Here is a 26,861-nt window from a genome sequence, read left to right as displayed (position 1 = left end):
CCGCCCCTGGGCTGCCGGACAGCGGCTACTGGTTGCCGCGACGGGTGGGGGAGACCTGGAAGGTCGCGGGCCGCTCGACGGTCTGCACCGCCAGGCCGTCGGCGACCAGCTTGGTGGCCGCGTTGGCGACCGCCCCGGCGCTGGCCTTCGCCACACCGGCGCCGCGGTTGGCGTCGATGAGCTTGCACAGCTCACCGGTTTTGTAGGCCCGGTCGGGATGGGCCTCGAGGATGTCCAGGATCGCCCCACGCAGCGACCCCTTGCCGCGGCGTGCCCTGTCCTGCCGGTCCTCGGGGGTGCTGTCTTCCTCCTGCGTACCGGGCTGCTGGTTTGGCGTCAGCTCTGCCGACGTCTCTTGTGGATCGCCCAGGGTCGGGGGCGCGGCGGTGCGGGCGGTGGATGCGGCGGTGTCGACGGCGGGTTGGTCTGCGGCTTGATCGGTGGCCGACATGATCAGCGGCTCGGTGGGCGTGGCCGGGATGTCGCCGTTCTGGGGCCGCTCGTCGGTGACGTCCCGGTCACCGGCCTCGTTGGCACTCTCCTGGGCGGCCGACGGTTGCTGCCCGTCGCCGGTGGGTGCAGTGGCGGTCGCGGTGCGGCCGGTGTCCGTCAGCCGCCACAGGGTCCGGCCGTCGTCGGTGCGGAACCGCTCGGCCTGACCGGTCTGCTCCCAGGCGCGCAGCTTCGCCGTGGTGGTGGAGTAGCCGAGCCCGGCGTGCTCGGCCACCTCCCCGGCGGTCGCCTCACCGAGCGCGCCAAGCGCGGCGAGGACCGTGAACATGCTGTGCGCCGGCACAGCCTCGGTTGCGTTCGTCATGGGCATACGTCCGTTCCTTGAGTGAGGGCAGCACTGATCCACGCTCCACAGGCGCTGGTGATCAAGTGCGGTGACCGGATCTCGGGACAGGAAACTGCGTGCCCGGCAGCCGCATGGCGTCACTCGGGTGGCGGTCGAGCACGCGCGATGGCCAGCGCCTGGCGCGGCATCCTTCCGCGACCACGACTGGCGGTCGAGGAAGCGGAGGCGAAACAGTCGAGCTGACGGGGCGCTGAGGCGGCGAAACGGGCCCTACAGTTACCGGCGACGCGTGCCGTGAACACCTACCGCATCGGACATGCGAACCACGGCTGCGAGGCCAGGGACGATCCTGCTGTGGCGAAGTACGACCCGCTCACCGGGTTTCTTCAGCGTCAACCGGCGGACAAGGACACCGTTCGGATGTCCTTCCAGCGGCTTGAGGAGATCCTCGGCCGATCGCTGCCGCCGAGCGCGCGCTACGACCGCACCTGGTGGGGCAATACCGTCAACCGGACCCGGGTGCAGGCGCACGCCTGGTTGACCGCGGGCTGGACGGTGGCGGTGGTCGACCTCGGTGAAGAGCTAGTGATCTTCGCCAGACGCCGGCCATAGGCTCTCGTGTCGGCTTCGTCGGTGTGCGGGTCAGATGGCGGCCAGCTGCCAGGGCCAGGTGTAGGCGCCCAGCGGGTAGCGGCCCTCGGCGTCGGGGTGCACCCGGTCGGTCTCCCGGTAGGTGACGTGCTCGCCGTCGTCGTGCTCGTCGAACACGACCAGGACGTCGCCGGTCATCCGCAGGTGCGGGTACTCGCCGGGCATCGGATCACTGTTCCGGTCCGGGTTCGCGTGCACCGCGTCGAGGTCGGCGATCATCTGCTCGACCGTGACGCGGTCGAAGCGGGGCAGCGCGTGGCCGGCGTCGCTGGTGTAGCCGTCGGCGACCAGCGCCGGGTAGGCGACACCGGCCACGGCACTGGACGTGACCATGGCCGGCGCCCACCTGCCGTCGGGCGGGATGAGCTGGTCGCGGTGCTGGACGACCCGCACCCGGTCGGGGCCGATGAGGTGCCCGTCGGCCGGGTCGATGTCGACCGTGACCCAGTGCCGGCCGGTGTAGTGGGCACCGCGCAGCATGCTGATCACCGGGCCCGAAGCTTGTCCGGCCCGCAGCGGCAGGAATGCCTGAAAGTAGTCGGGTCGGCCGGCGACCCCGTACCGATCGGTGCTGATGTGCCGCCAGGTGCGCGCGTCGGCGGTGTGCACGTCACCGGACTCGCTGTACCAACCGGGTAGGCCGTTGGAGGAGAGGACGTCGCGCCTGCTGGTGCCCGTCCAGATCAAACCAGGCGTCAGGGGCGCGAGCCCGCGCGCCTGCGCATCGGTGATGCGGTGCGCCGGGCACGCCATGGCGTGCTCCGCGAGGGGCAGCACGTCGTCGAGCCGGAACCACAGTCGATAGGACATGGAGAGACCTCCAAGGGTCGATGGTGGGAAGAGGGAAAGAGCGGCCGTTTCGCTGGCCGAGCAATTCAGTGGCGCCCCCGCCCGGGCGCCGGCCCCACGCTGACTGCCGCAGCCAGCGGGATGGGCTCACCGCGTATGGCGGCCTCGCTTTCGTAGACCGACGGGATGCCGCCGGCAGGTGGTTGGGGAGTCGCCACTGCGAGCGGTTCGCGTCGGACCGGAGCCGTGCTTACATGGCTCGTGGCGGGTCGGCTTGACGCCTCGCCGGGGCCGGGTTGCAGGCCCGCACCCGCCGGGGTGAGAACGCGGGCTGGGCGGCTCTGATCGGTGAGACGGTGGTGGAGTTGGTCAGGCTGTTGCTGATGCGAGGGGTAACGGTGTGCCCGGCCGCCCCGGCTTCTGGTCGTCTCAGAGGGCGACGGTCAGTAGCCGCTGGTGGGGCTCGACGGTGTCGAGGTAGCGGATGGCCTGCTCGAGGTAGGTCACCCGGTGGCAGAGAGCGTCGCTGGCCGGGGCGAGCTTGTGCCCGTCAGGCAGCAGCAGCGCGTCACCGCACACCGCGGTGGCGGCGATGTAGTGCTGGTAGGCCACCGGTCCTGCCTGGAACATCTCCAACTCCTCCATTGGCAGCCGGTGGGCGCCGTAGCTGGCGACGTTGTGCATCCGCATCGCATTGACGCGCGGCTGCTGGTGGAAATCCGCCTCCGCCCGCTCGCGCGGATACCGAGCGGGGTCGGCCAGGTGACGGGCGTGGAACACCACCCAGGGATGGGCCGGGCGGGTGCCCTGCACGACCCGCCGCCACACCTCAGCCCGGATGCTGGCACCGACGCCGGCAGCGTGGCGCATACCGGCCAGGTCGAGCAGCTTGACCGGCCCGCCGGCGCAGTAGGCCGGGCGGCCGGCCCGCAGTCCGAACAGTTGGCCGCGCTGCCACCGCCATAGGGCCGGGCTGGCCCAGAACCTGGGCTGCAGGGTGCCGGACACCCCGAAGTGCCGGTCCAGCCGGGCGTCGGTAAGAGCCTGCGAGGGCAGCCCGTCAGGCAGGCAGACGATCATGATGCGGATCGTCGCGGCCGGCGTCACCACCGTGCCGGTAGCTACCGTGCTGGCGGTGGCCCCGCCCGGCGCGGCGGGCTTGCTGCCCCTGCCGGGCGTTACAGCCCTGACGCGGTTGCCGTAGCGGGTCAGCGGCGTGCTTGCCCCAGGTGTAGCAGTCATACAGATTGCCTCCTTGTGTGAGCGCGTCGTAGGCGCGCGGACGTGACCGGCCCACCGGGTGCATGGGGCGGTTGCGGGTGAACAGGGGGAGAGGTCCGTGCGAGGTGGTGCGGTGCGACCATCGGGGTCGCCGCGCGGCGCGGAAGCCGACCGGCCTGACGGGCGGGTGGGCGAAGCGCACCGCAGGGGGTGCGGCGGTGGTTCCCGAGGTGGGACCGGACCAGGTGAAGCGAAAGAGAAGGTAGTGCCGAAGACGGTAGCGGCCCGATCTGTCAGTCCCCACCACGGTCATGATCGTCAGAAGTGCCGGTGAGCTGCGTCTCAGACCTCGGACCGTCTACTGTGAGTCGTTGGTCGAGAGTCTGTGAGATCCGGTCGGTCCCACAAATGATCGTCCGCCGTGACAGACGGCGCTCGGACCTGCCCGCGAAGCGACGTGCTACGGGCCGAGGTTGGTAGGGCCGTCGTCGGGAAAGCGGTGCGGGTTGGTCGCCGGATTGTCCGGGCCATGGTCCGAGGGCAGCTCGTGCAACCACCGCCGCAAGTCAGGGTCGGAGGTAATGGTCCAGGCGGGCCCGGCGGGATGCTCGCCGTGAACCCCGGTAGCCACCGGCATGGCAGTGGGCACACCGGCCAGAGCAGAGAGCAGGTGGCGCTCGCGGCGGCGGCCGGGCACGCGTAGCAGCACCGGATACCTGGGCCCGTAGGCGGCGAGGGCCTCGTAGCCGCGGAGCTTACGCAGCACCGTACCCAGGGGTTCGGTGCCGTTGTCGTGTTCCAGAAAGAACCCGACCTGCCGACCGCCCGCTGCCCAGACGCCGTGCCCGTCAGGGCGGATGCCGGAGCGGGCGAACACGGCGGTCGCGTGCTGCTCGGACCACCACCGCGCCAGCTTCGCGTTGTCGTCGCCGCGGGCGTAGGCGATCAGGTCGATGAACAGTTGGTTCGTGCCGAGCAGGTGCGCGAGTTTGCGGCTGCCGATGATGCGTTCGGTGCGCTCGACGCTGGAGCGGGGTGCGCGGATGTCGGGCCGGTTCGGGTCGTTGAAAGCGGTCGGATGCACGACCATGCCGAGAGGGCCGAGGGTGTAGAGGTACTGGCCGCTGCCGGTCGTGACGTCGACGAACCGGCTGACCGCCTCCAACCGGTGCAGGACGGCCAGTCGCAGCCGGGCGGATCGGCGGGACGGGAACAGGGCACCAGCGATCTGATCGGCTGACAGCACGTAGTGCTCGGCCAACCAGGACAGCAGGTCGTGGTCGCGACCGGTCAGACGACGCAGGCGGTCGAGTCGATCGAGCCGAGCCGACGACGAACGGCGAGCAGGCGAGGGTGAGGGGTGTCGAGCGGTGGGCATAGCGAAGCTCCCATGACGAGTAAGTGAGGAACCCCTCCCACCAGGAGGGGTTTCTGAAATCGGCGCGACGATGACCGACCGCGATCAGCGGCGATGTGCAGCACTGACAGACCCGGACGGCGGATCTGTCAGCGCGCCAGGGTGATCAGTGGTGAAGGGCTAGTGAAGCCTCTAGGGAAGGGGCGACGGAAGGCCGTGGACGAGCCGGTGCAGACATGTTGTCGACGCGCAAATCAACATGCCAACCGGTAGACCGGACGTGCCTGAGGTTTGAGGCTGCATCGCCTCGGGTTCGGTGGAGAACTCAGCTGTTGACTCCAACCGCCTCACGGGGCTGGGGTTGAGCCGTAGGAACGTTGATTCGTGTTCGGTCGGCGGAATGTGCCCGTTGGCTGAGCTTGTTCTTTAACCTCGGCGCCCGTGTGGGGCGCTGATCCTGTGTGGACTCGGCGTGTCATGGAGACGTAAACCGGCCACCACCTGATGATCCTTCACGTTCCCTGCAAGGACACGAAGAACAGAACAGGTGGTGGCCGTGGCCACGATTCTGGACTACCTGGGTGGCCTCGTGTTGCCCGACACGCCCACGCCCGACACGTCGGCGGTCGGGTCGGCCGAGGATCCAGCAGCGAGGTTGGCCGGGTTTCGTCGGGACTTCTACCGGTGTCTGCCACGTCGGGCGGACGCGTTGTTCGAGCTCACCGACGCGCTGCTGTGCTCGGGAGGGCCGGTGACCAGCCTGGTCGACCTGTCGTTGGCCGCCGAGCACCGCCGTGGTCACGGCGCCCTGTACGACGCTTTGGGCGCCGGCGGGATCGATGTCGCCCGGCTGCGGGTGACCCTCGCAGGGTTGGCGCTGCCCCGCGCCACGGACGGGCGGATCATGCTCGCCGTTGACGTCAGCAACTGGCTGCGCCCGGACGCGGCCACCAGCCCGGATCGGTTGTTCTGCCACACCTACGGCCGCGGCAAAGGCTCCGCCCAGATGATCCCCGGCTGGCCGTACTCGTTCGTCGCCGCCTTGGAACCAGGCCGCACGTCGTGGACACAGGTACTCGACGCGGTGCGGCTGGGCCCGGCCGACGACGCCACCGCGGTCACCGCCGACCAGCTCCGGCAGCTGATCGACCGGCTGATCCGTGCCGGGCACTGGCGCCCCGGCGACCCCGACATCCTGATCGTCTGTGACACCGGCTACGACACCGCCCGGCTGGCCTGGGTGCTGTCCGACCTGCCCGTGCTCCTGGTCGGCCGGATCCGCTCGGACCGGGTCCTCCGGTTTCCCAAGCCGAGCAGGCAGCCGGGTGCCATCGGCCGTCCCCGCAAACACGGCGCCGAGTTCGCCTGCAACGACCCGGCCACCTGGCCCGCGCCGCAACACACCACCCTCACCCCGACCAGCCGCTACGGCACCGCGCAAGCCGACAGCTGGGACCAGCTGCACCCCAGGCTGACCCGCCGCACCTGCTGGATCGACCACGACGGTGACCTGCCGATCATCACCGGCACCCTGATCCGGCTACAGGTCGAGCACCTGCCCGGCGAGCGTGACCCCAAACCGGTGTGGCTGTGGTGCTCCGCCACCAACGCCACCACCGCCGATGTCGACCACTGGTGGCAGGCCTTCCTCCGCAGATTCGACCTCGAGCACACGTTTCGACTGTTCAAACAGACCCTGGGATGGACTCGGCCGAAGATCCGCACCACCGAAGCCGCTGACCGGTGGACCTGGCTGATCATCGCCGCCTACACTCAGCTACGCCTCGCGCGACCCCTCGTCGCGGACCTGCGTCGACCGTGGGAGCGGCCAACGGCACCTGACCGGCTCACTCCCGCCCGGGTCCGTCGGGGGTTTCGGAACTTGCGCCCGAAGACCACCCTGCCCGCAAGTGCGCCGAAACCCAGCAGACCAGGTCCTGGACGCCCGTACGGATCACGAAACCGTAGACCAGCACCCCGCCACGACGTCGGTAAAACCGTCAAGCGTGACCTGAGCATCACCGCACGTAAACAGCGCACAGGTTAAAGATCAAGCTGAGTGCAGGCGCTGGTTGTTGTACCAGTCGATTCACTCCGCGGTGGCCAGTTCGACTCGGGAGAGGCTGGGCCACTGTGGTGCCGATCTTTCTGCCCACGACGCCGGCCAGGCCGGCGTTCGACCACACGGGGCCGCTCTGGGCGTTCTGCACGCAGGGCCGGCATAGCCACTGCGCGTCGATGCGCCGGTGCAGGGCGACAGTCCGGAGCACGTCGGTGACAGACACGCTCTGCCCTCAGCCTCCGTCTCGCAAGCGGTGCGTCCGCCCGCTGGTCTAGGGTCCCTCGGGTGGTCATGAGCGCGCAGGACGTTGTGGGCGTCATCGAGTCAGACCCGGGAGCAATGAGAGTCCTCCGGGCTACGGCCGACCTTGGATTACCGGACTGGTGGATCGGTGCCGGCTTCGTACGCAACCGCGTCTGGGACGCGATCAGCAACCTCCCGGTCTCACCGGAACGCGACGTGGATGTCGCCTACTTCGACCCGGAAAAGCTGGACCCACGCGAGGACGCACGCGCCGAAGCCCAAGCCATAGTGGCCCTGCCTGGGGCGCCGTGGGAGATTCGTAATCAAGCACGGATGCATCTGCGCAATGGCGATGAGCCCTACACGTCAGCCCTGGACGCGATATCGCGCTGGCCCGAAACGGCAACGTGCGTCGCGGTTACTCTGCGGGGTGACTCTGTTCGCCTGGTGGCCTGCCATGGGCTGGCTGACCTTGTGGGATTGGTTGTCCGCCCCTCTCCAGCCTTCAACAACGCAGCGGGCCGCGCGAAGGTACAGCGCCGCGTCAAGGTCAAGGGATGGCCCGACCGATGGGCCGGACTGCGGCTGGAGATCTAGCGCTCACGCCACGCGAAGGAAGATCACCCCGACAGGACGTCCTCTTCTCGGTGGAATGATAGTGCCGCAGCGGCCGAACGCTTTGGTTGATCGAGAACCGCGAACCTTCGCGATGGTTACGCCATGATCAGCATTACCCCACGGTGGCTCGATCATTGCCGTGTAGGCAAGACCTGGCCGGCTGAGACCCGGTCGGCGGTGCGCGAAGCTGGCGCGTGCCGTGGCACACGGACTGATCGGCGTCACGGGTAGCGGGAGGTGTGCCGGAACAGGCCGAGCCGGTTCAACCCGACCAGCGCCAGCACGAGCCCTGCCAGGAGCACCAGCCACTGCTCTACCAGCGGATAGAGCCGCACCATCCATCCCTGCGTCAGATACACCGGATCGGTGCAAGACACCTGCGCGTTGCCCGCGAACCACGGATCCACCTGCCGACCGTTGACGTGCGGTCCGCGGTTCGGCCAGGACGGCACGTTCAACGTCCGGGCCTCGCCGTCGTCCGGGGTGATGGTGCACTGGTGCTCGCCACCGCGTACGGCGCTGGTCAGGTAAGCGGGGGCGTCTCCATTCCAGGTGTGTCCGGCGTCGACGGCGCCGGACCGGGCGTAGCCCATGAGACCGAGACACAGCGCGGCGATCACGCACCCGAGCGACACCAGCACCCGGCCGAGCCACCTGTCCGCTTGCTTCGACAGCGTCCTCACCGCCACCAATCCTCCTGCCGCTCACCCTCATCCTCCGCTCGTGGCCGGTAACCGACGCCCGTGACGGTGTCCCGGTCGAGGTCACCTGTCGGCAGCTCGTCGTGGTCGAGGGCCGAGGCGGACGCGGCGAGGGCGTCGAGGTCGAGCCGTTCGGCGTCGGCCCGGGCGCGGCTGAAGAACTCCCGGTAGTCGGCCACGGCGAGCAGATCCCGTGGGGTGACGCTGCCCGACCGCAGCTGCTGGGCGATTTCGCGGCCGATCGGGTCGGGGCCGGACATCATCGCCTCGTAGACCAGCTGCCGCCGGCGGGACTGGTCACGCAGGACCTCCCCGTACGGGGTGCGGTCCACTGCGGCGAGGATGTCCTCCGGACGGGCGGGCGGAACCTGGTTCACATTGAACATCCTTCCCGACGCCCGGTCACTCGGGCAGCCCTACCGGCGCCGGGGCGAGCACGGGCAGCTCACCTGGCCCCGCAGCCATCCCGAAGTCGCCGACGGCCGAGGTGAAGGCACTGGTGAGTGAATCAGCTCGGCCCACCAGGTCCAGCGCCTCCTTCAGGATGTCCCACATCTTGTAGCCCTCATAGAGCGCCGCTGCGCCGAAAACCACGCCGCCGATGACGGTCTCCGAGGTGGCCGCAGCCGTGCTGGCGGCCGCGACGAAGATCATGGCCGCGTCGACCAGGTCGGACAGCAGGGAGCCGAGCACCTTACCCATCTCGAACATCGCCTCGGCCGTCTTGCGGTACTCGGCCGCCAGCGCGATCAGCGGCCCGGCCGCGACGTCGAGTTTGCGCGCGGAGCCCACGACGTGGGCCTGGAACGCGGTGCCCGCCTTGCCCTGCCAGTACTGGTCGGCACCGAGGGCGGCCCAGCGCAGGTTGTCGGCCATGCCGCCCAGAGCCGCCGCGAGGCTGTCGAACACGTCGGCGCACCCGCGCACCCCGGTCCAGTCACCCGCAAGCGGCTTGATCAAAGACTCGTACGGGTCGTAGGCGCGGTCACAGATACCCAGTTTCGCGCCAAGCCAGGTGGCGCCCCAGATCGCATCCCGGGTCAGCGACGTGGGACTGGCCATGTCCCACAACTGCGGCTCGAACTGGAACGCATCATCCTTGTTGTAATCCGGCACCGCCCGCAGACTGACCTGCGGCTCGACCGGATCCGCGAACACCGCTGAGGGACCGGCCGCCCGATAGAGGCTCGCGTACTGCGAGCGGTCGAGGTGACCGCCTCCCCGAAAGGTGCGGTCCAACTGCTCCGCCGCCGCCTCGTCCGTGCGCTCGTAGTAGTCAAGGGCCTGGCGCAGCGACGACCCGGTGTCCGCGGCGGTGTACTTGGCGATGTCCTCGACAAAGTCACGGACAGCCAACATGGCCTGCTCGTGCTTGCCGGTGAGCTTGTTGATGAACCCTGGTCCGTACTCCAGCGCGGTGTTCGTGTCGAGGTAGGTCAATCCGGCCCGCGCGTCGTCGCCGAGCCGGTCAAACACCGCCGGTAGGCCGCGCAGCGCGGCCACATCGACGTCGAAACTCATGGCACTGCCCCCGTTTACGCCGACCGGCGCCGTCCGGCCGGTCATCGCACCGCACATCCTCCTACAGTGGACGCCGCTCGTGGGGGCAGCTGCGGCCCGACGATCGAAGGGACCCGGTCAGACCGTTTGCTCGGCGACGAGATGCCCATCGACGTACGCCCGGCACCGCTGCGGCCGGAAGCCGGCGAAGAGCAGCTTGCGCTCCTTCTCGATGAGCACGTTGTGCCGCTCGTCGACGCCCACGGTGAACTGATACCGCTTGACCAAGTCCACCGACATGACCCGCAGCTCCCGATGCACCGGTTCACCGTCGACCAGGATCGACAATCCGCCCCAGAACTTGTCGAAAGAAAACGTCACCTGGTGCCGCTCGTGGACACCGACGTCGAAGCTGAACCTCACCGGACGAGACCCCCGCACCTTGCCGCCGTGAAAAAGCCAACCCACCCCGACGGGGTCGAGATGAACGCCACACGCGCGGTGTCCGCGGAGTCGCGGCCGGCCACCATGTTGGGAAGATCGATCGCGACTTCGACCCAGTTGCCACCGTTACCGCTGCCGCGAGTGCTCCTGCGCCAGACGGCGCCGGTCAGGTCAGTCATGTCGAATCTCCGCGACGACGCTCTAGATCACGTCCACCGATTGTGCCTCACGAGAGCCAGCCACTCCAGGCGCGAACAGGTCCTCCCAGCTGCCGTCGCCGAGGCAGGGCGTCTTGGGTCACGGCACGAGCAGGCGTAGGGTGTCCAGTCCGCTGCCTGCGATGCGTGCCTCGCGCTGCACCTGCTCGGCTGCCAGGCGCGGTGTGGCCACCGGCGGATCCCAGGGACGGGCGTCGGGTAGGAAGGCCGGCCTGCGTCGCCGGCAGCATGCCCAGACTGCCACCGCCGGGCAGGCGGCGGCTGCCTAAGCAGGGCTGAACACTGAAACAGCTCCGGTGGCATCCGGCACGGCGGGCCAGATCTGGACGAGCCACTCCTCGGTGCCGCGGTGGTCGACAGACTTTGCTGGCGAGGGCGGCGGCCAGCTCGCCGTCAGCGCGCCCGCTGGCGAGTTGGGTACCTCCCCCGCGTGGAGTGGCAGCTGGTTGTCGGCGATACCTGCAAGCACAGCGCCTAGCTCGGCAATTGCGGATGATCTTGTGGTGGAGTGTGCCAGGAACCCACAGGCTTCGCTGTCCCAGGAGATCCTTCGTATCAAGACATCGCTGGTGGTTAGCCAGGCCCGCGACGCCGGTCGTTGGGTCGGGACGAGAATGTCTCGACGAGTGAGTCGATGGCGCTGGTGTCCTGAGAGGGCACGGTTCGGGCCGCGGCCTGTCGGATCGCGGTCGCCTCCCCGACGATGGGTTTGGGTGGGCGGGTGCGCAGAGTGAATGCCGGTGTCTGTCGGCCGTGCACCACGAGGCGGGCGGCGGCGGTGTAGGCGTCGAGGTGGGCGAGGTCGTGCTCGTCGAGCTCGGGCAGCGTGTGCCGAGCAAGGACACGGGCGTCCTCCGGCGCCACACTGAAGTAGATCTTGTTGCGGGCGTTCGCGGAGGCGGCGGCGAGCAGGTCCTTGGGGAACTGGGCGAGGTCCTGGTGCGCGAGGACCATGGACAGCCGGTACTTGCGGGCTTCGGCGAGCATCGTGTCCAGCGAATTGGCGAGGGTCAGGAAGTTCTGCGCCTCATCGATGATCAGCGTGGCGTCACGGCGTCTGTCCGGGGCGAGGGCGGCGCGGGCGGTGGCGCCCTGCCACACCTGCGCCAGGATCAGGGAGCCGAGCAGCTTGCTGGTGTCCTCACCCAACTGCCCTTTCGGAATACGCACCAGGAGAGCCCCACCGTCGAGGACCTTGCGCATGTCGAAGCTCGACTGAGGGTGGCGCATGGTGCGCTTGACGAAGTCCCGCAGTAGGAACGCCCGCAGCCGGGCGAGGACGGGCCCGATGACCTGCGAGCGTAGGGCGGGGTTGAGCTCGTCGTACCACTGCCAGAACCCGGACAGGCCCGCCGGGTCGTCGAGGCCGACGGTCATCGCCGAGCGGAACTGCGCGCTGTTGAGCAGGGGTGGGATGTGCTGCAGGGTGACGTTGGCGTGCCGCAACAAGGTGAGGCAGGCGACGCGCATGACGTCGTCCATGCGGGGCCCCCACGCTTTGGCGAAGATGTTGCCGAAGATCGATACGAGGTTGTCCACGACGAGGTCGGGGTCGTCGCCGGCGAGGGGGTTGATGGTCGGCGGGTTCGGCTGGTCCGGGTCGAAGATGACGAGGCGGTCGGCGACGGTGGCGGGTAGCCGGTCGAGGATGTCGAGGACCATGTCGCCGTGCGGGTCGATGACCACGGTGCCCCGACCGGCGGTGATGTCGTCGACGGCCATGTTGACCAGCAGGGTCGTCTTGCCGGAGCCGGTGGATCCGACCACGTGCAGGTGATAGCGGGCGTCGGGCACCGTGAGGGCCACCGCGTGCCCGCCGACGGTGGCGTCGCCGAGGACCTTCACACCGCGCCCGCCTGACGGAACCGCGACGGGCGCCGGCATGGACTTGGCCCGTGCCCGGTCGAGGCCGGGCACGGCCAGGTCGCGCGGCAGCGCGGCCAACATGGCCAGTTCGGGGGTGGAGGCGAGGAATCCTGGCCCGAGCCGCCGTGCGGCGACCACGGCCGCCGGGGCGGCCATCCGGGCCCGGTGGGCGAGGCGGTTACGGCCGGCGTAAACGGCGAACGAGGAGGCGACCGCGTCCGCGAGCCCACGCAGCCGGGGATACGGGTCGCTGTGGTGGCGGCGGGTGTTCTTGGCGATCGCGTAGCGGATCCCGATCGTCCACAGCGGGTGCGCGGTCTTGTCGAGAATCGCCCGCACGTCGCGCTCCACCCCCGGATCCCGCCGACCGGCGATCTGACCGCTGCTGCGGCTGGTCGTCGACGGGCCGGGTAGGAACACGTCGATCAGCCACCGCAGCGGCGCGGCGGGGTTGAGCGTCGGCACGGCGGTCGTGCCCCCACGTAGCCGGCCGGCCGCCCGACGGGCGGAGGCGGCGTGCCGTGCCGTGGCGGGGCGGGCGAGAACCTGCACGCACGCGTACTCGTCGGCGCGCAGCCCGGAGCCGGCGGACATCAGCGCCCGCAGCGGGTCGGCGTCATGGTCCGTGCGGATCGGTAGCCACTGCGCCGCTGCCGGCAGCAGCTGTCCGCCGACCGCGGCCGCGACGTCGCGCGGGATCGGCGGGTGGGCTTCGGTGGTGGTGCAGGCGGCGCCGGGCCAGGCGGCTCGAACGGCGGCCTCGACCGCACCTGGCGGCACGGTGCCGGGCACCCAGATGCCAATGAGCAGCTGCCGGCCGGTCCAGGTGTACTGCCACCCGACGTGCGGGCTGCCGAACAGCAGCCGGCGGCGGCGGGACGGGGTGAGCGTGCCGTGCAGGTTGGCCCACAGCGCCGCAGCGCTGTGCGCGTCGACCTCAGGCGGCGGCGCGATGGTGACGAGCCGGGCGCCGTCGGCGTGGCGGCGGTGCCGCCACCCGTCGAGCAGGTTCCGCCCGGCGACCCAGGCCACCAGCAGCGCGGCGGCGACGGCGAGCAGCCACGGCCGTTCGGCGGCCCAGTCGGCGGCCTGCAGGACCCACCGCGCTGGCGCGCTGGGCGGAGTTATGACATCGGGCGGACTGGGCGCCGGTGATGCGAACAGCGGGATCGACAGGGACGTCACAGCTCGTCCTCTCCGTTATCGAGGTCAGCTAGCTCGGACGGCGTCGTGGTGCACAGCTGGTGCTCGGCGGGGGAGGCGACGGCCTCGAAGCTGGTCCGGTTGGTGCCGCAGATCAGCAGCCCGGTGCCGACCCGGGCCGCGAGGAGCAGGCGGCGTTCGCCGGCGGTGAGGCCGAACGCGTCGCCGACCGTGTCGATGGCCTGGGGGGCCTGCTTGAGCAGCACCTGGGTGGCGGCGTTGGCGACCACCGCGTGACCGAGGTCGGTGCCGAGGACGTCGGCGACGTCCTGGGTGACGACGGTCAGGCCGGCATGGCGTTTACGGGCGGCCTTGGCCATCCGGGCGAGGAACCGGGCGCCCTCGCCGTCGCGCATCAGCAGCCACGCCTCGTCGACCACGACGAGCCGCCGCGCCACCGCCCGGCCGGGGGTGTCGACCTGCCGCCAGATCGCGTCCAAGGCGAGCAGAGTGCCGACGGTGCGCAGCTCGTCGGGCAGGTGCCGCAGCGACCACACCACCAGGTGGCTGTCGGAGCGGGTGGTGGTAGGCCTGTCGAACAGGTCCGAAAAGGAGCCCTCAACCCACGGGGCGAGGCGGGCGGCCAGCTCTGCCGCGGCCGGGTCGGTGTCGGCGTGCAGGCAATCGGCGAGGTCACGTAGGAGCGGGGCGGGCCGGTGGTGGGTGGCCGGATCCGGGGTGATGCCCGCGGCCCGGTAGGTGGCCAGGATCGCCCGGTCCAGGGCGGCCCGCTGCGCCGGCGGCGGCTGCTGGCCCAGAAGCACGGCGATGAGGGTGTGCAGGAACAGTCCGCGGCGGGTGAGCACGTCGGGGCGGGAGTCCCCGGTCGGCAGGTCGAACGGGTTGACCTTCACCCCGGAGGCGCCGAGGCGGACCACCGCCCCGCCAACCGCGTCGGCCAGCCGCCCGTACTCGTCTTCCGGGTCGACGACCGCCACCTGCACGCCTTGGTAGAGGGTGCGCAGGATCTCCACCTTCACGAAGTACGACTTGCCCGCGCCGGAACGCGCGAGCACGACGGAGTTGTGGTTCTCCTGCGCCCACCGGTCCCACCACACGATGCCCTGCGAGTCCGGGTTCACCCCGTAGAGCACCCCGCCCTCGGTGGGCGGGTCGCCGGGCAGCGGCGCGGGCAGATCAGCGGAGGCGAGGGGAAACGCCGCGGCGAGGGCGGCGGTGTCCATGGTGCGGAGCATCCGCAGCGAGTTCGACGCGAGGGGCAGCGTGGTGGTCCACCCGGCGAGGTGCCGCCAGGTGGCGGGCTGCACCTGCAGCAGCGTCGAGGCGGCGGCGGCTCTCACCTGCGCGCACGCTTCGAGGAGCTCGGTTTCGGTGCGGGCGTGCACGGTCAGGTAGAGGCCGACGCGGAACAGCTTCGCCGCGCCGCGGGCGAGCCGGGCGGCGAGGTCCGCAGCGTCGTCGGCCGCCGCGTCCACCTGCGGGTCGGGCAGCTTGCCGCGCTCAGCGTCGGCCCGGCGCGACGATTCGAAGCGGGCCCGCTGGTTGCGCAGCCGGGCAGCGGCGACCGGCGCGGGTAGCGGGTCGATGTGCAGGGCGAGGTCGAGGCGACCGGGCCAGGACAGCAACGGTTCGAGCCAGGCCGGGCCGACCTCGGCCGGGTAGCCGGTCACCACGAGGGTGGCGGCGTAGCCGTCGCCCACGCGCAGGAACCGGGGGGTGACCTCCACGGAGGCCGGGGCGACGGTGGCCGCCACCCGTTGGCGCCGGCGGTCGTGGTCGGCAGGCCCGCCACGGTGGCGCAGCTTCATGTCGGTCGGCTCCTTCGGGGCGATCGGGTTGCGGTGATGACGGTGTCGGGGGCGGCGAGCCCCCCGAGGCGGGGCGGCCGGTAGGGGTCGGCAGCGGCGGCGAGCGCGGCGGTGACGGCCGCCGCGTCCAGGGCGCGGGCGGTGACGCCGAGACCGGACAAGGCGCGGACGCTGTCGTCGGCACGCCGCCGGGCGGCGTGCTCGCGCTCGCCTGGATTGGTGCGGGTGACGATGAGGACCTGCCGGCGCAACGGGTCCCGACGCTGGGCGAGGTCGTCGAGGAACCGGGCGTGGTCGCCGGCGGCGTCCGCCAGGGCGGGGTGCGGCAACCGCTCCGCGGTGCGGGCGAGGGTGCGGGCGGCGGAGTGCAGGTCCACCGGCTGCGCCGACACCACGATCTGCGTCGGCGTCGACAGGGAGTTCAGCCACCGGCCGAACGTGTCGACCAAGGCGGCCTGCTCGTCCGCGGTGCGCAGCGCGAGGTTGACGGTCGTCGCGGCGACCATCGCCGCCCGCGTCCCGCCCAAGCGGATCTCCCCGCCGTCGTCGATGGCGTCGGCGGGCAGCGCCAACGGCGCCGGCAGCGGCATCGTCGCCGTCGGAGCCTGCACCCAGGTCGGCGTCCTTGCCGTGGTGTCGGTCGTCGACAGCACCTTCGGGGACGTGCTGTGCCGGACCGCGGCGAGCAGCCACACGTCCAGGGGCAGTCCGTCGCGTCGGCCCACGGCGACGCCGAACACGAGACCGCCGGCCACGACGGCGGCGCCGGCGAGCACCGGCACCGGAACGACACCGCGCGCCGCCCGCCAGGCGCCGTAGAAGGCGAGGGCGGCGACGGCGAGAATGGCCAACTGCCGGAACGTCAGCCCGTAGGCGACCTTGTCCGGGGCATCGACGTCGGCGGGCATCCGCACTCGCCCCGCCTCGCTCTGATCGGTATGGGCGGTCATCGGGCCACCGCCCGCAGCCCGCGGCCAAGGCCGGGAACCGACCGGGTGACTTGCTGCACCAGGATGACCCGCACGGCCGCGCCGAGCATGGTCCCTCCGCGACCGCCGGTGCCGGTCGTGACGTAGCGGCGCATCAGGGACGGCACCCGCAGCGTCGTCCAGAGCATGACCATGACGACGAACAGGTTGATCAGCCCGCCGGGTTCGACCGGCAGGCCGAGCACCGGCAGCAGGTGCTGCGGGTCGGTGAGCATCCACTGCCCGGCGTAGAGGGTGAAGCCCTGCACCACCGGCACCGCCAGCACCCCGAGGTAGGAGCGCCACCACAAGCGGGCGACCGGGTCGGTCTGCGGCAGCGCGTGACACGCCAGGGCAAGCGGGGCGGCGGCGGTCAGGACGAGAACGACCGCGAAGCGGACGATCACGCTGAACGCCGTGGCAGCGAGCAGGACGGCGATGATCGCCACGCAGACGACGAACAGCAGCAGCGAGGTCTTGTCCTGCCCGCCGGTGACCTGGGTCCTGATCGCGCTGAGAGCGCCGTCGCTGTCCCCTTCGGGTGTGGTGAGCGCGGCGGTCAGCGCGTTGGCCAGGTCGATGAGCGTGCCGCACCACAGCTGCGAGAAGTGCGCGGCGACGAACCCGACGATCAGCCGGGGGAGGAGGTCCTTGACGGTGTAGCGGGAGGCCTCGCTGCCGCCGGCGGTCATGGTGAGCACCCCGGCGGCGACGAACGCCAGGACGAAGACGGTATCCACGACGAGCACCGAACGGCCGGTCAGCGCCTGCACCTGCGGCAGGCCGGTGACGTTCGGAGTGACCAACAGCGCGCGGCTAATCACCCCGAACAGCGCCTCCAGGCACTCGAGGATCGCCGCCGCCAGCCAGTCCAGAATCTGGTCCAGCAGCCAATCCATGATCAGCCCCCGACGATTCCCCGCACGACCTGCAACAGCACCGGGGCGAGAACCGCCAGGCCGTAGCCGACCAGAGCGTTGCGCAGCGCAGCCTTGGCCCGCTCGACCTGAGTCGGGTCACCCCCGGCGGTCGCCCAGTAGACACCGGCCAGGACGAGGAACAGGGTGGCCAGGGCGGCGAGGATGCCCATCAGCCAGGTCTGCAGATTGTTGATGACGACCGGCAGCGAGTTCGCCGCCAGCACCGGCACGCCGGAATCGGCGTGCGCGGCGGCCGGCGCGGACAGGACCAGGGCCACCGTCACGGTGACTGTGGCGGCGCGGCCGGCGCGGCGGGAGCGGATGAGGGCACGCACGGGTGCCATGTGGTTGCGGAACATGAGACTGTTCACCTCCCGCCCCGACCTCGATGAGGATCAGGGCGCCGAACGGGCGGTCGGACAAAGGGGGGCCGCCGCCGGGCACACCATGGGTGCCGAGTCGCGGGAAAGTCCTCGGGAGGAGCGCATCCTCCCGTTCGGGTCGGCGGTTCGATGAGGTGTCAGCGCATCGATGTGGCGCGGCACCCGAGGCTCCCGGCTCGCACCGCTCGAGCCCGGCGGCGGGCGGAAGATCACCCATCAAGGGCGGCTCGTGGCCGCCTCAGGAGACTTCCGCACCCTCAAACCGGTCCCTGTGAGCGCTAGCGAACACCCCGGCCGTCTCACACCGACCTGACAGGCCACCGGCCCGACCACCGCCGGATCTGACAGGTGGCCCACAGGCCCTGCAATCCGGCCCACAGACGACCCCTGCCGCATCCGTCCATGTGCCCTGGCAGGCGGGACCGTTCAGGCTGTGGGCGCCCAGAAGCCCCCGGAACGGACCACATGTCCGCAGCCACCGGGCACGCGATCAGGGGAGTCACAGTGGCCGGTTGAGGCCATCACGGCGCAGCGAAGTGGCGGGTCTCAGGACGTGCGCGACCCATCTGCCTCGGGAGGGGGTGACACGTCCGGCTAGACAATCTTGTGATCGTTAGTCCCACCAGAGAGCAACCGCGAGCCGGTGCCGGGCGGCGTGCAGGTAGAAGTCGCGGACCGCAGCGAGGTGGTGTCGCAGGTATGCCAGCGGATGTCCGTCGAACGCGGGCATACCGAGGGCCGCCAATGCGGCCGCGGCATCCAGCGGGACGGCGGCCAGTGCCGCCTCCGGGTCCACCGTGCGCAGCACCCTCGCGACGTCAGCGACGGCGTCAGGTTCGAGCGCCCTGACCGAGTGCTCCACCCGGTAAGCCGGATTGATTTCCGCATCGCCGGCGAACGCACGTCGCAGAGCGGTAAGGCCTGCAGAGGCGACCTGGCCGAGTTCGCAGGCTCGCAGTATGGGGCCGGGGGACCAGTCGAGGTCCAAGTGGTCGGACGACGGGAGCAGCTCAAACGAGCGGAGCTTGTCCAACTCCTCAACCGACCTGCGGCACGCGGCAAGCCGGTCTGCAGACAGTCGTGCCAGTTGCTGCGTTACGGCCATCGGAGGAGTGTCTCAGGCCGGATCCCCCGGGTACGGCATGGCATTTTGGATCAGGCGGCCGCACCCGTCGACGTCGCGTTCCCGCAGCAGGTGCCGGCGCGGCCGAGGCGGGTCCTGTCCCGGTGCTTGGCGCTGGCGGCCAAATCGGCGGCGGCCCGCGGGGACGCGACGCCGGTGAGCAACCCGCTGGCCAGCGCGCGAGCGAGGCGCTCGTCGATGCGTCGGACCCGCATCCGCAGGGCGTCGACACTGACACCCATGGCGGCCGCGATCGGCTCGATCGCCCGCCGCCCCAGCCGCAGGTCGATGTAGGGCTGCTCGTCGCAGGCGTCCAGCAGCCCCAAGCTGACCGCCCTCCGCACCAGCAGGTCGGGGTGCCCGTAGGGAACAGTGGGGGTCCGGGGCCCGATGACGTGCTCGACATCCTCGACGGGCACGCTGTCGCCGGCACGCCGGCGCAGCTCGTATCCGGCCCGCCACGCCGCCATACACAGCGACGCGTACGGCGCCGGCTTCGACAGGTCCACCCGGTCACGCAACGCCGCCAGGAAGCCGGTGAGGATCTCCGCGTCGACGTCGTAGGCCTCACCGGACCAACCGACCCGTAACTGTCCGGCGCAGCGGCGCAGCGCCGGCAACGCCATCCCGGCCGCGACGACAACCCACGCCGGACCATCCAGCCGCGCCCGCAGGACCAACTCCCGCCACACCCTGTCACGCCCGGCGTAGGCGCGCGGGTGCGCCAGCAGCCACCCCCGCAGCGCCGGCAGCGCCATGACACCCCCGGACAGACCGCAGTCACCGCCGAGTTCGTCCAGGTCGAGTGTCATCGGGTCGGGATCGCATGTCAGTGCCGCGAAGGCAACCTCGACGGCATCCAGCGGCGAATCGGGCCAACAGGTGTCGGACACGGCCATGTCCGCGCTCCATTTCAGTCGAGAATGTCGATGCCGCATCGGTACGTGTCACGCCCGACGTGGCGTCACCGATTGCGCCACGCCCATCTCACAGACCTCTGGCGGAGCAGTCCGGTCCTCAGCGCCCGTGACGGCATGGACTCTGACAGCACCGAGTGTCAGACCAGGCCGCTCCCACGGCGCGCCACCGCCGGAGGGCATCGAGATGTGACAGCGACATCACCAACACCCGACACCGTCTCCGCACTGGCGAAGACGCGACGCACCCATGTCAGCGACCGGGGCCGGATGACCGAGACGGCGGCGACAGGCGGCATGTCACCACCGCTGCCCTGACATGACGGCGCCTGACAGCACGGGCGACCGAGCCGCCGGATCTGTCAGAGGTCTGTCAGATCCGGAGGTGTTCGCCAGAGCTCACAGAGTCCGGTTTGAGGGTGTCAGCGCATCACGGCGCGGCGCGGAGCCGACACCACATGAGCGAGCACCCTCCGCACCACCACGACCCTGCCCGCCCCGTCGACCCGGCACCGTCCGAGGTCGACCCGACACTGACCGACCTCGTCCCGGGCGAGCCGCCGGTGCCGATCACCGTGTGGCGCACCGCCCGCACCGACACCGACACCGGCCAGGCGATCGGCGCCCGCCTGGCCTACCGCCTCATCGCCGCCTACAGCCGCCCGGACGACATCGTTGTCGACTGCACCGAGGGCCACGTCCTCGCCGCCGCCTGCGCCGCCGGCCGGCGGTGGCACCACCCCGGCTGGTTCACCGACCCCCCGAGCCTCATCATCGGCCCCGCCACCCGCCCGCCCACCGACCCCCTGGACAGTCAGGCCACTGATGGTGACGGCGACGTGCCCGACGTGGCCGCGTGGTTCGGCGACGACCTCACCGACCCGCCGCACCCCGAACACCACGACACGCCACCGGACGCCCGGCTCGTCGTCGCCTCGTGGCCCCTCGACGAGCAGGAGGCCACCAACCGGGTGCGGCTGGCCGGCCTGCTGACCGCCTGCACCCGGCTGCTACGCCCCGGCGGCTGCCTCGTGCTCGTCGTCGCCGTCCCCACCGGGACGACCCCCAGGCCGCAGGACTTCAGCCCCCTGGCCGCCGCCGCGGCCAACGCCGGACTGGGCTACCTACAGCACATCGTCGCGGTCACCGCCGACACCGACGCCGACACCTTCGTCTACCACGTCACCGACGAGGAACTCCTCGCCCTCACCGAGCAGACCGCCGGGCAGCGGTGGACGCTCACGCACCACCGGATCCACGCCGACCTGCTCGTGTTCAGCCCGCCACCCGCCGCACGGTCACGACGCCGCCCCGACGGGGGTGAGCGCCGTGGCTGACCACCACGCCGACCCACGGGACCAGCCGGCCGGATCGGCGACCCGCAGCCGCCACCGCGACGCCGACGAACACCCTCCCGTACCGGAGGCGCCGGAGCGCCTGTCGGTGTGGGCGACCGCCCAGCGAACCGGACCGGTGCAGCGCCGCGGCCGCTACCTGCCCGAGTCGGTCAAACACCCCGCCCGCATGCTCCCGGCGATCGCCGCGCACGCCGTGGACGCCTACACCCAACCGGGCGACCTCGTCCTCGATCCGATGTGCGGCATCGGCACCACCCTCGTCGAGGCGATCCACGCCGGCCGCGACGCCATCGGCGTGGAGTACGAACCACGCTGGTCGAACATCGCCGACGCCAACATCACCCACGCCCACCATCACGGCGCCACCGGACGCGCCTCTGTCGTGCGCGGCGACGCCACCCGACTGCAGTCGCTGCTACCCGCCGCCCTCACCGGGCAGGTCACCCTCGTCGTCACCTCACCCCCATACGGGCCGACGGTGCACGGCCTGGTCCGCCCCGGAGCCGACGGCGTCGCCAAGTTCGACAACACCTACGGCGCCGACCGCGGCAACCTCGCCTACCGCGACCTCACCGGACTCACCGACGGCTTCGCGCACATCCTGCGCGGCTGCGCGACCCTGCTACGCCCCGGCGGCACCGTCGTGGTCACCGCCCGGCCGTGGCGCAAGAACGGCCAGTTGGTCGACCTACCGTCAGCGGTCATCGCCGCCGGCACACGCGCCGGCCTCGTCCCGACCGAGCGGTGCGTCGCCCTCCTCGCCGCAGTCCGCCACGGGCGCCTGATCGCCCGGCCGTCGTTCTTCCAACTCCAAGCCGTGCGCAAGGCCCGCACCGGCGGCACACCGCTGCACCTGATCACGCACGAGGACGTGCTGATCTTCCGCGCCCCGGACACGCCCGGCCATCCCGCGGGTTCCGTCGAGGGCCGGAAGCGCGACGCCAACGTCCGTCGGCGGGCTGGCCGCGACGCGGGGGAGGGGGTGTGAATGCCGCCGCCCTGGCCGGCCCCCGGACCGGGTCGCTGTGCACCGGATACGGCGGCCTCGACCTGGCCGTCGAGCTGGTGCTCGGCGGCGATCTCGCCTGGTACGCCGAGAACGACCGACACGCCCGCACCGTGCTCGCCCACCGCTGGCCCGGCGTGCCCAACCTCGGGGACATCCGCACCGTCGACTGGACCACAGTCGAACCAGTCGAGGTGCTCACCGCCGGCTTCCCCTGCCAGGACATCTCCAACGCCGGCACACGCGCCGGCATCACCGGACCCACTCCAGCCTCTGGCGCCACATCACCCAAGCCCTTCGCATTCTTCGACCCCCACTCGTGTTCGTGGAGAACGTGGCCGCCCTCCGCCGCCGCGGACTCGACGTCGTCCACGCCGACCTGGCCGCGCTCGGGTACGACACGAGCTGGCTATGCCTCCGCGCATCCGACATCGGCGCCCCGCACCGGCGCGACCGACTGTTCCTGCTCGCCACCCACAGGGGAGCCGGTGCCAACACTGCCCACGCCCTGCGCCCGTGACGGCAAGGGCCCCGGCCACCAGCACGGCCTGCCAGACCTCATCGAACCCGCCGGCACCCGCCACCACCTTCTGCCGACACCCCGCGCCACCGACACCGGCACCCCAGGTCGCCGACCCGGCAACGGTTTCCGGCCGCCGCTGTCCCATGTCCTCCTGCCGACACCGCGGGCCAGCGACGGGCAGAAAGGCTGCCCAGGACAGCGCGGCTCCCACGGAGACCTCACCCTGCCGTCGGCCGCCGTCCGGCTGCCGCAACGTCGCCTGCCCACACCTCGGGCATCCGACGCCCGCGGCCCCGGCCGCCACGGCGACGGCGGCACCGACCTGCGCACCACCATCACCGACCTGACCACCCGCCTCGGCCGCGTCGACGAGACCCGGTGGGGCATCTACGCCGCCGCCGTCGCCCGCTGGGAACTGCTGACCGGCCGGCCCGTCCCCGCGGCCACCCAACCCGGCCAGCACGGCAAACCGGTGCTCGCGCCGCCGTTCGTGGAATGGCTCATGGGCCTACCCGAGTACTGGGTCACCGAGCCGGCGCTCGGCCTGCCCCGCACCGCCGCGCTGCGGGTCCTCGGCAACGGCGTCGTGCCCGCCCAAGCGGCGACCGCCCTGCGCCTCCTGCTCCGCCACCACCACTAACCGCACCGCCCCACGGCGGCTCGTCGCGGGCGGCCGTCACCCGCCGCCCGCGACGAGCCACCACGCCCGCGCCCAAAGCGCGGGAACCGACAACACCCGGGAGCCCACCTATGCCTGCCAACCCGCCCCGAGGCCGACGTCGACCGCCGCCGACCGCCCCGACGCCAACCCACCACGAAGACCAGGACCCGCACCTCTACACCCCCGCCGAGGCCGCCGCGCGACTGCGCGTCTCGGAGTCCTGGCTGCGCCGCCGCGCCGGCCGCCGGCAGATCCCCTGCACCTTCCTCGGAAAACACCTGCGCTTCTCCGACGCCGACCTCGCCGCCATCATCGCCGCCGCCGCACAACCGCCCACCGGCCGGCGCACCACCCGACGCCACCGGCGCCCGCCCTCCGGCGACTTGCCCCACCCCGAAAGTCGAGCGTCAATCACCGCCGCACCCGACAACCGAACGGAGACATAGCCATGGCCTGGGTGGAAAAACGCGGCACCCGCTACCGCGTGCGCCTACGCATGCCCGACGGCACCGTCACCACCGACTCCATCCACGACATCCGCGCAGACGCCGTCATCCGCGCCAAGGAAATCGACGTGGAGGTCGCCCGCGACACCTTCATCGACCCCCGCGGCGGACGCATCCCCCTCACCGACTGGGTACCGATCTGGGCCGCCACCCACCAAGCGGCACCGGCCACCTGGTCGGCCTACCGCAGCCACCTGCGGCTGCACATCCTGCCCGCCCTCGGCCCGCTACCCCTGGTCGACATCCGCCGCCAACACGTCAAAGCCCTCGCCGTCACCCTCGGCAAACGCCTGGCACCCCGCTCCGTCGCCGACGTGATCATGGTGCTGTCGATGATCCTGCAAGAAGCCGTCGAAGACCGCCGTATCCCCTTCAACCCCTGCCGAGGAATCCGCATCCCCAAAGGCATCCGCCCGGAACGCCCCCACGCCACCGCCGGGCAGGTCGCCACCATCGCCGCCCGCCAACCCCGCTCAAGCGACGGGCTGATGATCCTCACCGCCGCCTACACCGGCATGCGATGGGGCGAGCTCGCCGGCCTGCACCGCGACAACGTCGACCTCACCGTCGGCAGCATCTACGTCCACCCCGAGGTCGGCGCGCTGCACGAAGTCGACGGGAAACTGTTCCTCGGCCCACCCAAGACCAACGACTCCGTCCGCCACATCCGGCTACCCCGCTTCCTGACCAACCTCCTCGCCACCCACCTCGCCGGCCACCCCCACGGCACCGTCTTCCCCGGCGCCCGCGGCTACCACCAACGCCGCTCCAACTTCAGCCGCCGCGCCTGGTCACCCGCCGTCGCTGGTGACCCGGAACGAGCGATTCCACCCGTGCTGCCCGGGATGCACTTCCACGACCTGCGCCACACCCACAAAACCTGGCTCATCGAAGACGGCATCCCCGAGATCGCCCAAGCCCGCCGCCTCGGCCACCGCCTCGCCGGCGTCCGAGGCATCTACAGCCACGTCACCGATCCGATGATCACCAACCTCGTCGACGCCCTGCAACGCCGCTGGGAAACCACCCAGCCCGACCGCCCCGACGGCACCGTCCGGCGCCTGCGCCCCGCCGCCTGACACCTGCCGTGAGGGATGATGAGGACATGCTGCAGGCGTTCGTAGCCGACCCGCGCTGCGCGGTGTGTGGGCGACCCGCATCGCACGTGGAGCTCGTCGCGCCCGGCGCGAAACCCGCCGACTGGCAGCAGTGGTCACCGCAGCAACGCGATGCCTTCGACGCCGCCCGTCAGCGCCACGGCGACCAGCGGTGGTGGCTGCTGTTCTCCGGTATCGAGGCCGGCAACGGCCACGGCCGCCCCGTCGACCTGACGGAAGCCATGCGGATCGCCGCCGCCTTCACCGAGCCATACCGATACGCCCGGGTGAGAACAGCCGGCTTCTACGACGACGCCGGATTCTGCGGCCCCTGCGACGCACCGTACTGCCACCACCACTGGAACGTCTCCAGCACCGGATCCGGCACCTGCCCCCACGGCCACGGCAAGAGCCTCGACCCATTCTGGTGGCCCGACAACCTCTGTTGCGGATCAGGTGGATCACGCAGGTCTGCACCACCGTCTGGGGCCACACGTTGGTGACCACCTCGGGCAGGCCTTTCAACCCGTCGCAGACGAGGAAGAACACGTCCTTGACGCCGCGGTTACGCAGGTCGGTCAGGACGCTCATCCAGAACTTCGCGCCCTCACCACCCGTGCCGGCCCATAGCCCGAGGATGTCCTTGTCCCCGTCGAGGGTGACTCCGATCGCGGCGTAGAACGGTCGGTTGGCGACCTGCCCGTCCCTGACCTTGACCACGATGGCGTCGATGAACACGGCGGCGTAGATGGCGTCGAGAGGTCGGTGGGACCAGTCGGTCATCTCCTCGATCACATTGTCGGTGATCCGGGAGATCGTCTCCTTCGACACCGAAGCCCCGTAGATCTCGGCGAAGTGCGACGAGATCTCCCCGGTCGTGAGGCCTTTGGCATACAGCGACAACACGACCTCGTCGACCCCGGACAGGCGCCGCTGCCGCTTACGCACGATCTGCGGCTCAAAGGTGCCGGCCCGGTCCCGCGGCACGTCGATCTGCACCGGACCCGACGTGTCGGTCAGCACCGTCTTCGGACGGGTGCCGTTGCGGATATTGCCCGACCCGGCACCGGTCTGGTCGTGCTTTTCGTAGCCGAGGTGTTCGGTCATCTCCTCGTTCAACGCGGTCTCCAGGACCGTCTTCGTCAGCTGCCTGAGCAGCCCGTCCGGGCCGGTCAGGGACAGCCCTTGTTCCTTGGCTGCCCGGACCAACTCGGCGGCGGCCTTCGCCTCCGCCGACGGCTCGGGCCGCTTCCTGCGTCCGGTCTGGTCGTTCAGTGTCGCGGTCATCACGGCACCCTCCTCACCAGGCACAACGCCCGGCAGGTCAGGCCGGAAACACCGTTAAATCCACACTCCCCACGTAGGGGAGGAATACGGCAGCCGCTGTTTGAGATCTTGCTGCTGGGGCGGGGTGGGGTGCGGGCCACAGCACAACCGTTGCTCGGTGGGAGCGGGTGCTGGCCGCGGTGCTGGGTTGCGTCGCGGACCGGTTTGGGCGGGTGAAGCCGCCGCGTCGTGCGGCGGCAGGGTTCGTGACGGCGCTGCTGTCCGATCTTGAGATCAAGACGTGTTGGCAGCTGGCCGAGCAGGTTGGACACGCCCGGCCCAGGCCGAGCAGACCTTCGACCGGCTGGCCGGGCCGCGGGCGGTACACGACTGGCAGCCCACGCTGCGCGTGACTGCCTGGACGCCGCAGACCGAAGGCCACATGATCCTGGTCGAGGTAATCGGCAAGGCGTCCGCGTGGTCGGTTTACGACGCACAGGACCTGCTCGAACCGTTGGGCAGGCTGTTCGAGGAACCGGTGACCGAGATTTGGAAGCGGTACCGGTTAAAGCGCGATCACTTCGCAAAGCACCTCGGCGCGAGCATCCGTACCATCGCCAACGCCGACACGTCCGCAAAGACGGGCGGGCACGCCCGTCCGTGACTTCACCAACCTGCAATGGCCTGAAGCG

At 70.8% G+C, this 26,861-nt stretch carries 24 protein-coding genes and 3 pseudogenes; 10 read left to right on the top strand and 17 right to left on the bottom strand.

All coding sequences use genetic code 11. The annotated features are described in order from the left end of the window. Positions 1 to 25: 25 nt before the first annotated feature. Positions 26 to 817, bottom strand: coding sequence for a MarR family transcriptional regulator (locus ACN26Y_RS28480; RefSeq protein ID WP_422733862.1), 792 nt, complete (start codon positions 815 to 817; stop codon positions 26 to 28). A 336-nt stretch (positions 818 to 1,153) separates the two neighbouring features. Here ACN26Y_RS28480 and ACN26Y_RS28475 point away from each other — a divergent pair, with 336 nt between their 5' ends. Continuing rightward, positions 1,154 to 1,411: a DUF7662 domain-containing protein gene (locus ACN26Y_RS28475; protein ID WP_422733861.1), complete on the top strand. Its 258-nt coding sequence runs from the start codon at positions 1,154 to 1,156 to the stop codon at positions 1,409 to 1,411. A gap of 30 nt (positions 1,412 to 1,441) precedes the next feature. On the opposite strand, the gene ACN26Y_RS28470 is transcribed toward ACN26Y_RS28475, so the two are convergent. The 3 genes from ACN26Y_RS28470 to ACN26Y_RS28460 form a co-directional block, all read right to left on the bottom strand. Continuing rightward, complete coding sequence (locus ACN26Y_RS28470; protein ID WP_422733859.1) at positions 1,442 to 2,260, bottom strand: hypothetical protein; 819 nt, start codon at positions 2,258 to 2,260, stop codon at positions 1,442 to 1,444. A gap of 408 nt (positions 2,261 to 2,668) precedes the next feature. Further along, positions 2,669 to 3,481, bottom strand: a complete 813-nt coding sequence (locus tag ACN26Y_RS28465; protein ID WP_422733858.1) for a hypothetical protein — start codon at positions 3,479 to 3,481, stop codon at positions 2,669 to 2,671. 439 nt (positions 3,482 to 3,920) lie between these two features. Next, the gene (locus ACN26Y_RS28460; protein ID WP_422733857.1) at positions 3,921 to 4,838 is read right to left on the bottom strand and encodes a replication-relaxation family protein; all 918 of its coding nucleotides are present in this window, start codon (positions 4,836 to 4,838) and stop codon (positions 3,921 to 3,923) included. A 634-nt stretch (positions 4,839 to 5,472) separates the two neighbouring features. Between ACN26Y_RS28460 and ACN26Y_RS28455 the strand changes: the two genes are divergently transcribed. Together ACN26Y_RS28455 and ACN26Y_RS28450 are read left to right on the top strand one after the other, a co-directional pair. Further along, entirely contained in the window at positions 5,473 to 6,864 is a 1,392-nt protein-coding gene (locus tag ACN26Y_RS28455) for an NF041680 family putative transposase (RefSeq protein WP_155333921.1), read from the top strand. 306 nt (positions 6,865 to 7,170) lie between these two features. Next, on the top strand, positions 7,171 to 7,719 hold the full coding sequence (locus ACN26Y_RS28450) for a nucleotidyltransferase family protein (protein ID WP_422734980.1): 549 nt from the start codon (positions 7,171 to 7,173) through the stop codon (positions 7,717 to 7,719). A 242-nt stretch (positions 7,720 to 7,961) separates the two neighbouring features. On the opposite strand, the gene ACN26Y_RS28445 is transcribed toward ACN26Y_RS28450, so the two are convergent. The 12 genes from ACN26Y_RS28445 to ACN26Y_RS28390 all read right to left on the bottom strand — a co-directional run bounded on the left by ACN26Y_RS28445 (position 7,962) and on the right by ACN26Y_RS28390 (position 19,734). After that, entirely contained in the window at positions 7,962 to 8,423 is a 462-nt protein-coding gene (locus ACN26Y_RS28445) for a hypothetical protein (RefSeq protein ID WP_422733856.1), read from the bottom strand. Further along, the gene (locus ACN26Y_RS28440; RefSeq protein WP_422733855.1) at positions 8,420 to 8,818 is read right to left on the bottom strand and encodes a hypothetical protein; all 399 of its coding nucleotides are present in this window, start codon (positions 8,816 to 8,818) and stop codon (positions 8,420 to 8,422) included. The genes ACN26Y_RS28445 and ACN26Y_RS28440 overlap by 4 nt, the downstream gene beginning before the upstream one ends. Positions 8,819 to 8,843: 25 nt before the next feature. Beyond that, on the bottom strand, positions 8,844 to 9,962 hold the full coding sequence (locus ACN26Y_RS28435; protein WP_422733854.1) for a hypothetical protein: 1,119 nt from the start codon (positions 9,960 to 9,962) through the stop codon (positions 8,844 to 8,846). A 117-nt stretch (positions 9,963 to 10,079) separates the two neighbouring features. Beyond that, the gene (locus ACN26Y_RS28430) at positions 10,080 to 10,364 is read right to left on the bottom strand and encodes a hypothetical protein (RefSeq protein ID WP_422733852.1); all 285 of its coding nucleotides are present in this window, start codon (positions 10,362 to 10,364) and stop codon (positions 10,080 to 10,082) included. Beyond that, positions 10,361 to 10,564, bottom strand: coding sequence for a DUF397 domain-containing protein (locus ACN26Y_RS28425; protein ID WP_422733851.1), 204 nt, complete (start codon positions 10,562 to 10,564; stop codon positions 10,361 to 10,363). Before ACN26Y_RS28425 ends, ACN26Y_RS28430 begins: the two co-directional genes overlap by 4 nt. Before the next feature lie 612 nt (positions 10,565 to 11,176). Then, positions 11,177 to 13,645, bottom strand: a complete 2,469-nt coding sequence (locus ACN26Y_RS28420; RefSeq protein WP_422734979.1) for a helicase HerA domain-containing protein — start codon at positions 13,643 to 13,645, stop codon at positions 11,177 to 11,179. 5 nt (positions 13,646 to 13,650) lie between these two features. After that, positions 13,651 to 15,441 (bottom strand): VirB4 family type IV secretion system protein, encoded by a 1,791-nt coding sequence (locus tag ACN26Y_RS28415; RefSeq protein WP_422733850.1) that lies wholly within the window; start codon positions 15,439 to 15,441, stop codon positions 13,651 to 13,653. Next, positions 15,438 to 16,391 (bottom strand): PrgI family protein, encoded by a 954-nt coding sequence (locus ACN26Y_RS28410; protein ID WP_422733849.1) that lies wholly within the window; start codon positions 16,389 to 16,391, stop codon positions 15,438 to 15,440. The genes ACN26Y_RS28415 and ACN26Y_RS28410 overlap by 4 nt, the downstream gene beginning before the upstream one ends. After that, entirely contained in the window at positions 16,388 to 17,308 is a 921-nt protein-coding gene (locus tag ACN26Y_RS28405; RefSeq protein WP_422733848.1) for a hypothetical protein, read from the bottom strand. Before ACN26Y_RS28405 ends, ACN26Y_RS28410 begins: the two co-directional genes overlap by 4 nt. Before the next feature lie 2 nt (positions 17,309 to 17,310). Beyond that, a complete protein-coding gene (locus ACN26Y_RS28400; RefSeq protein WP_422733847.1) occupies positions 17,311 to 17,688 on the bottom strand; it encodes a pilin in 378 nt (125 codons plus the stop codon). 637 nt (positions 17,689 to 18,325) lie between these two features. After that, positions 18,326 to 18,817 carry a DUF1877 family protein gene (locus ACN26Y_RS28395; RefSeq protein WP_422733846.1) on the bottom strand — a complete coding sequence of 164 codons (492 nt, stop codon included), beginning with the start codon at positions 18,815 to 18,817 and terminating at the stop codon, positions 18,326 to 18,328. Positions 18,818 to 18,867: 50 nt separating this feature from the next. Then, entirely contained in the window at positions 18,868 to 19,734 is an 867-nt protein-coding gene (locus ACN26Y_RS28390; RefSeq protein ID WP_422733845.1) for a hypothetical protein, read from the bottom strand. 476 nt (positions 19,735 to 20,210) lie between these two features. On the opposite strand from ACN26Y_RS28390, the gene ACN26Y_RS28385 reads away from it, so the two are divergent. The 5 genes and pseudogenes from ACN26Y_RS28385 (at position 20,211) to ACN26Y_RS28365 (ending at position 24,885) form a co-directional block, all read left to right on the top strand. Further along, positions 20,211 to 21,089 carry a hypothetical protein gene (locus ACN26Y_RS28385; RefSeq protein WP_422733844.1) on the top strand — a complete coding sequence of 293 codons (879 nt, stop codon included), beginning with the start codon at positions 20,211 to 20,213 and terminating at the stop codon, positions 21,087 to 21,089. Further along, on the top strand, positions 21,073 to 22,098 hold the full coding sequence (locus tag ACN26Y_RS28380; RefSeq protein WP_422733843.1) for a TRM11 family SAM-dependent methyltransferase: 1,026 nt from the start codon (positions 21,073 to 21,075) through the stop codon (positions 22,096 to 22,098). The genes ACN26Y_RS28385 and ACN26Y_RS28380 overlap by 17 nt, the downstream gene beginning before the upstream one ends. Next, positions 22,095 to 22,636 (top strand): annotated as a pseudogene (locus tag ACN26Y_RS28375) (DNA cytosine methyltransferase). Before ACN26Y_RS28380 ends, ACN26Y_RS28375 begins: the two are co-directional and overlap by 4 nt. A 498-nt stretch (positions 22,637 to 23,134) precedes the next feature. Next, positions 23,135 to 23,746 carry a helix-turn-helix domain-containing protein gene (locus ACN26Y_RS28370; protein WP_422733842.1) on the top strand — a complete coding sequence of 204 codons (612 nt, stop codon included), beginning with the start codon at positions 23,135 to 23,137 and terminating at the stop codon, positions 23,744 to 23,746. Positions 23,747 to 23,748: 2 nt separating this feature from the next. Further along, positions 23,749 to 24,885, top strand: a complete 1,137-nt coding sequence (locus ACN26Y_RS28365; RefSeq protein WP_422733841.1) for a tyrosine-type recombinase/integrase — start codon at positions 23,749 to 23,751, stop codon at positions 24,883 to 24,885. 441 nt (positions 24,886 to 25,326) lie between these two features. Here the strand turns inward: ACN26Y_RS28365 and ACN26Y_RS28360 are convergent. Then, positions 25,327 to 26,190, bottom strand: a pseudogene (locus ACN26Y_RS28360) (IS256 family transposase); the annotation flags it as partial. A 182-nt stretch (positions 26,191 to 26,372) separates the two neighbouring features. On the opposite strand from ACN26Y_RS28360, the pseudogene ACN26Y_RS28355 reads away from it, so the two are divergent. Together ACN26Y_RS28355 and ACN26Y_RS28350 are read left to right on the top strand one after the other, a co-directional pair. Beyond that, positions 26,373 to 26,510: pseudogene (locus ACN26Y_RS28355) on the top strand (IS701 family transposase); the annotation flags it as partial. Continuing rightward, positions 26,471 to 26,833: a hypothetical protein gene (locus ACN26Y_RS28350; RefSeq protein ID WP_422735005.1), complete on the top strand. Its 363-nt coding sequence runs from the start codon at positions 26,471 to 26,473 to the stop codon at positions 26,831 to 26,833. The pseudogene ACN26Y_RS28355 and the gene ACN26Y_RS28350, both read left to right, overlap by 40 nt. Positions 26,834 to 26,861 lie beyond the last annotated feature (28 nt).

The sequence above is a fragment of the Micromonospora sp. WMMD558 genome, from assembly GCF_049315255.1.
Lineage (GTDB): Bacteria > Actinomycetota > Actinomycetes > Mycobacteriales > Micromonosporaceae > Micromonospora.
The sequence above is the reverse complement of the archived record's forward strand: the minus strand, read 5'-3'. Positions and strand labels throughout refer to the sequence as shown.

Excerpts from the sequence above, each read along its gene's own strand:
- ACN26Y_RS28435 (WP_422733854.1), bottom strand. The coding sequence starts at position 9,962 with ATGAGTTTCGACGTCGATGTGGCCGCGCTGCGCGGCCTACCGGCGGTG.
- ACN26Y_RS28480 (WP_422733862.1), bottom strand. The coding sequence starts at position 817 with ATGACGAACGCAACCGAGGCTGTGCCGGCGCACAGCATGTTCACGGTC.
- ACN26Y_RS28365 (WP_422733841.1), top strand. The coding sequence starts at position 23,749 with ATGGCCTGGGTGGAAAAACGCGGCACCCGCTACCGCGTGCGCCTACGC.
- ACN26Y_RS28400 (WP_422733847.1), bottom strand. The coding sequence starts at position 17,688 with ATGTTCCGCAACCACATGGCACCCGTGCGTGCCCTCATCCGCTCCCGC.
- ACN26Y_RS28460 (WP_422733857.1), bottom strand. The coding sequence starts at position 4,838 with ATGCCCACCGCTCGACACCCCTCACCCTCGCCTGCTCGCCGTTCGTCG.
- ACN26Y_RS28465 (WP_422733858.1), bottom strand. The coding sequence starts at position 3,481 with ATGACTGCTACACCTGGGGCAAGCACGCCGCTGACCCGCTACGGCAAC.
- ACN26Y_RS28395 (WP_422733846.1), bottom strand. The coding sequence starts at position 18,817 with ATGGCCGTAACGCAGCAACTGGCACGACTGTCTGCAGACCGGCTTGCC.
- ACN26Y_RS28415 (WP_422733850.1), bottom strand. The coding sequence starts at position 15,441 with ATGAAGCTGCGCCACCGTGGCGGGCCTGCCGACCACGACCGCCGGCGC.
- ACN26Y_RS28470 (WP_422733859.1), bottom strand. The coding sequence starts at position 2,260 with ATGTCCTATCGACTGTGGTTCCGGCTCGACGACGTGCTGCCCCTCGCG.
- ACN26Y_RS28405 (WP_422733848.1), bottom strand. The coding sequence starts at position 17,308 with ATGGATTGGCTGCTGGACCAGATTCTGGACTGGCTGGCGGCGGCGATC.
- ACN26Y_RS28425 (WP_422733851.1), bottom strand. The coding sequence starts at position 10,564 with ATGACTGACCTGACCGGCGCCGTCTGGCGCAGGAGCACTCGCGGCAGC.
- ACN26Y_RS28385 (WP_422733844.1), top strand. The coding sequence starts at position 20,211 with ATGAGCGAGCACCCTCCGCACCACCACGACCCTGCCCGCCCCGTCGAC.
- ACN26Y_RS28390 (WP_422733845.1), bottom strand. The coding sequence starts at position 19,734 with ATGGCCGTGTCCGACACCTGTTGGCCCGATTCGCCGCTGGATGCCGTC.
- ACN26Y_RS28410 (WP_422733849.1), bottom strand. The coding sequence starts at position 16,391 with ATGACCGCCCATACCGATCAGAGCGAGGCGGGGCGAGTGCGGATGCCC.
- ACN26Y_RS28370 (WP_422733842.1), top strand. The coding sequence starts at position 23,135 with ATGGCTCATGGGCCTACCCGAGTACTGGGTCACCGAGCCGGCGCTCGG.
- ACN26Y_RS28450 (WP_422734980.1), top strand. The coding sequence starts at position 7,171 with ATGAGCGCGCAGGACGTTGTGGGCGTCATCGAGTCAGACCCGGGAGCA.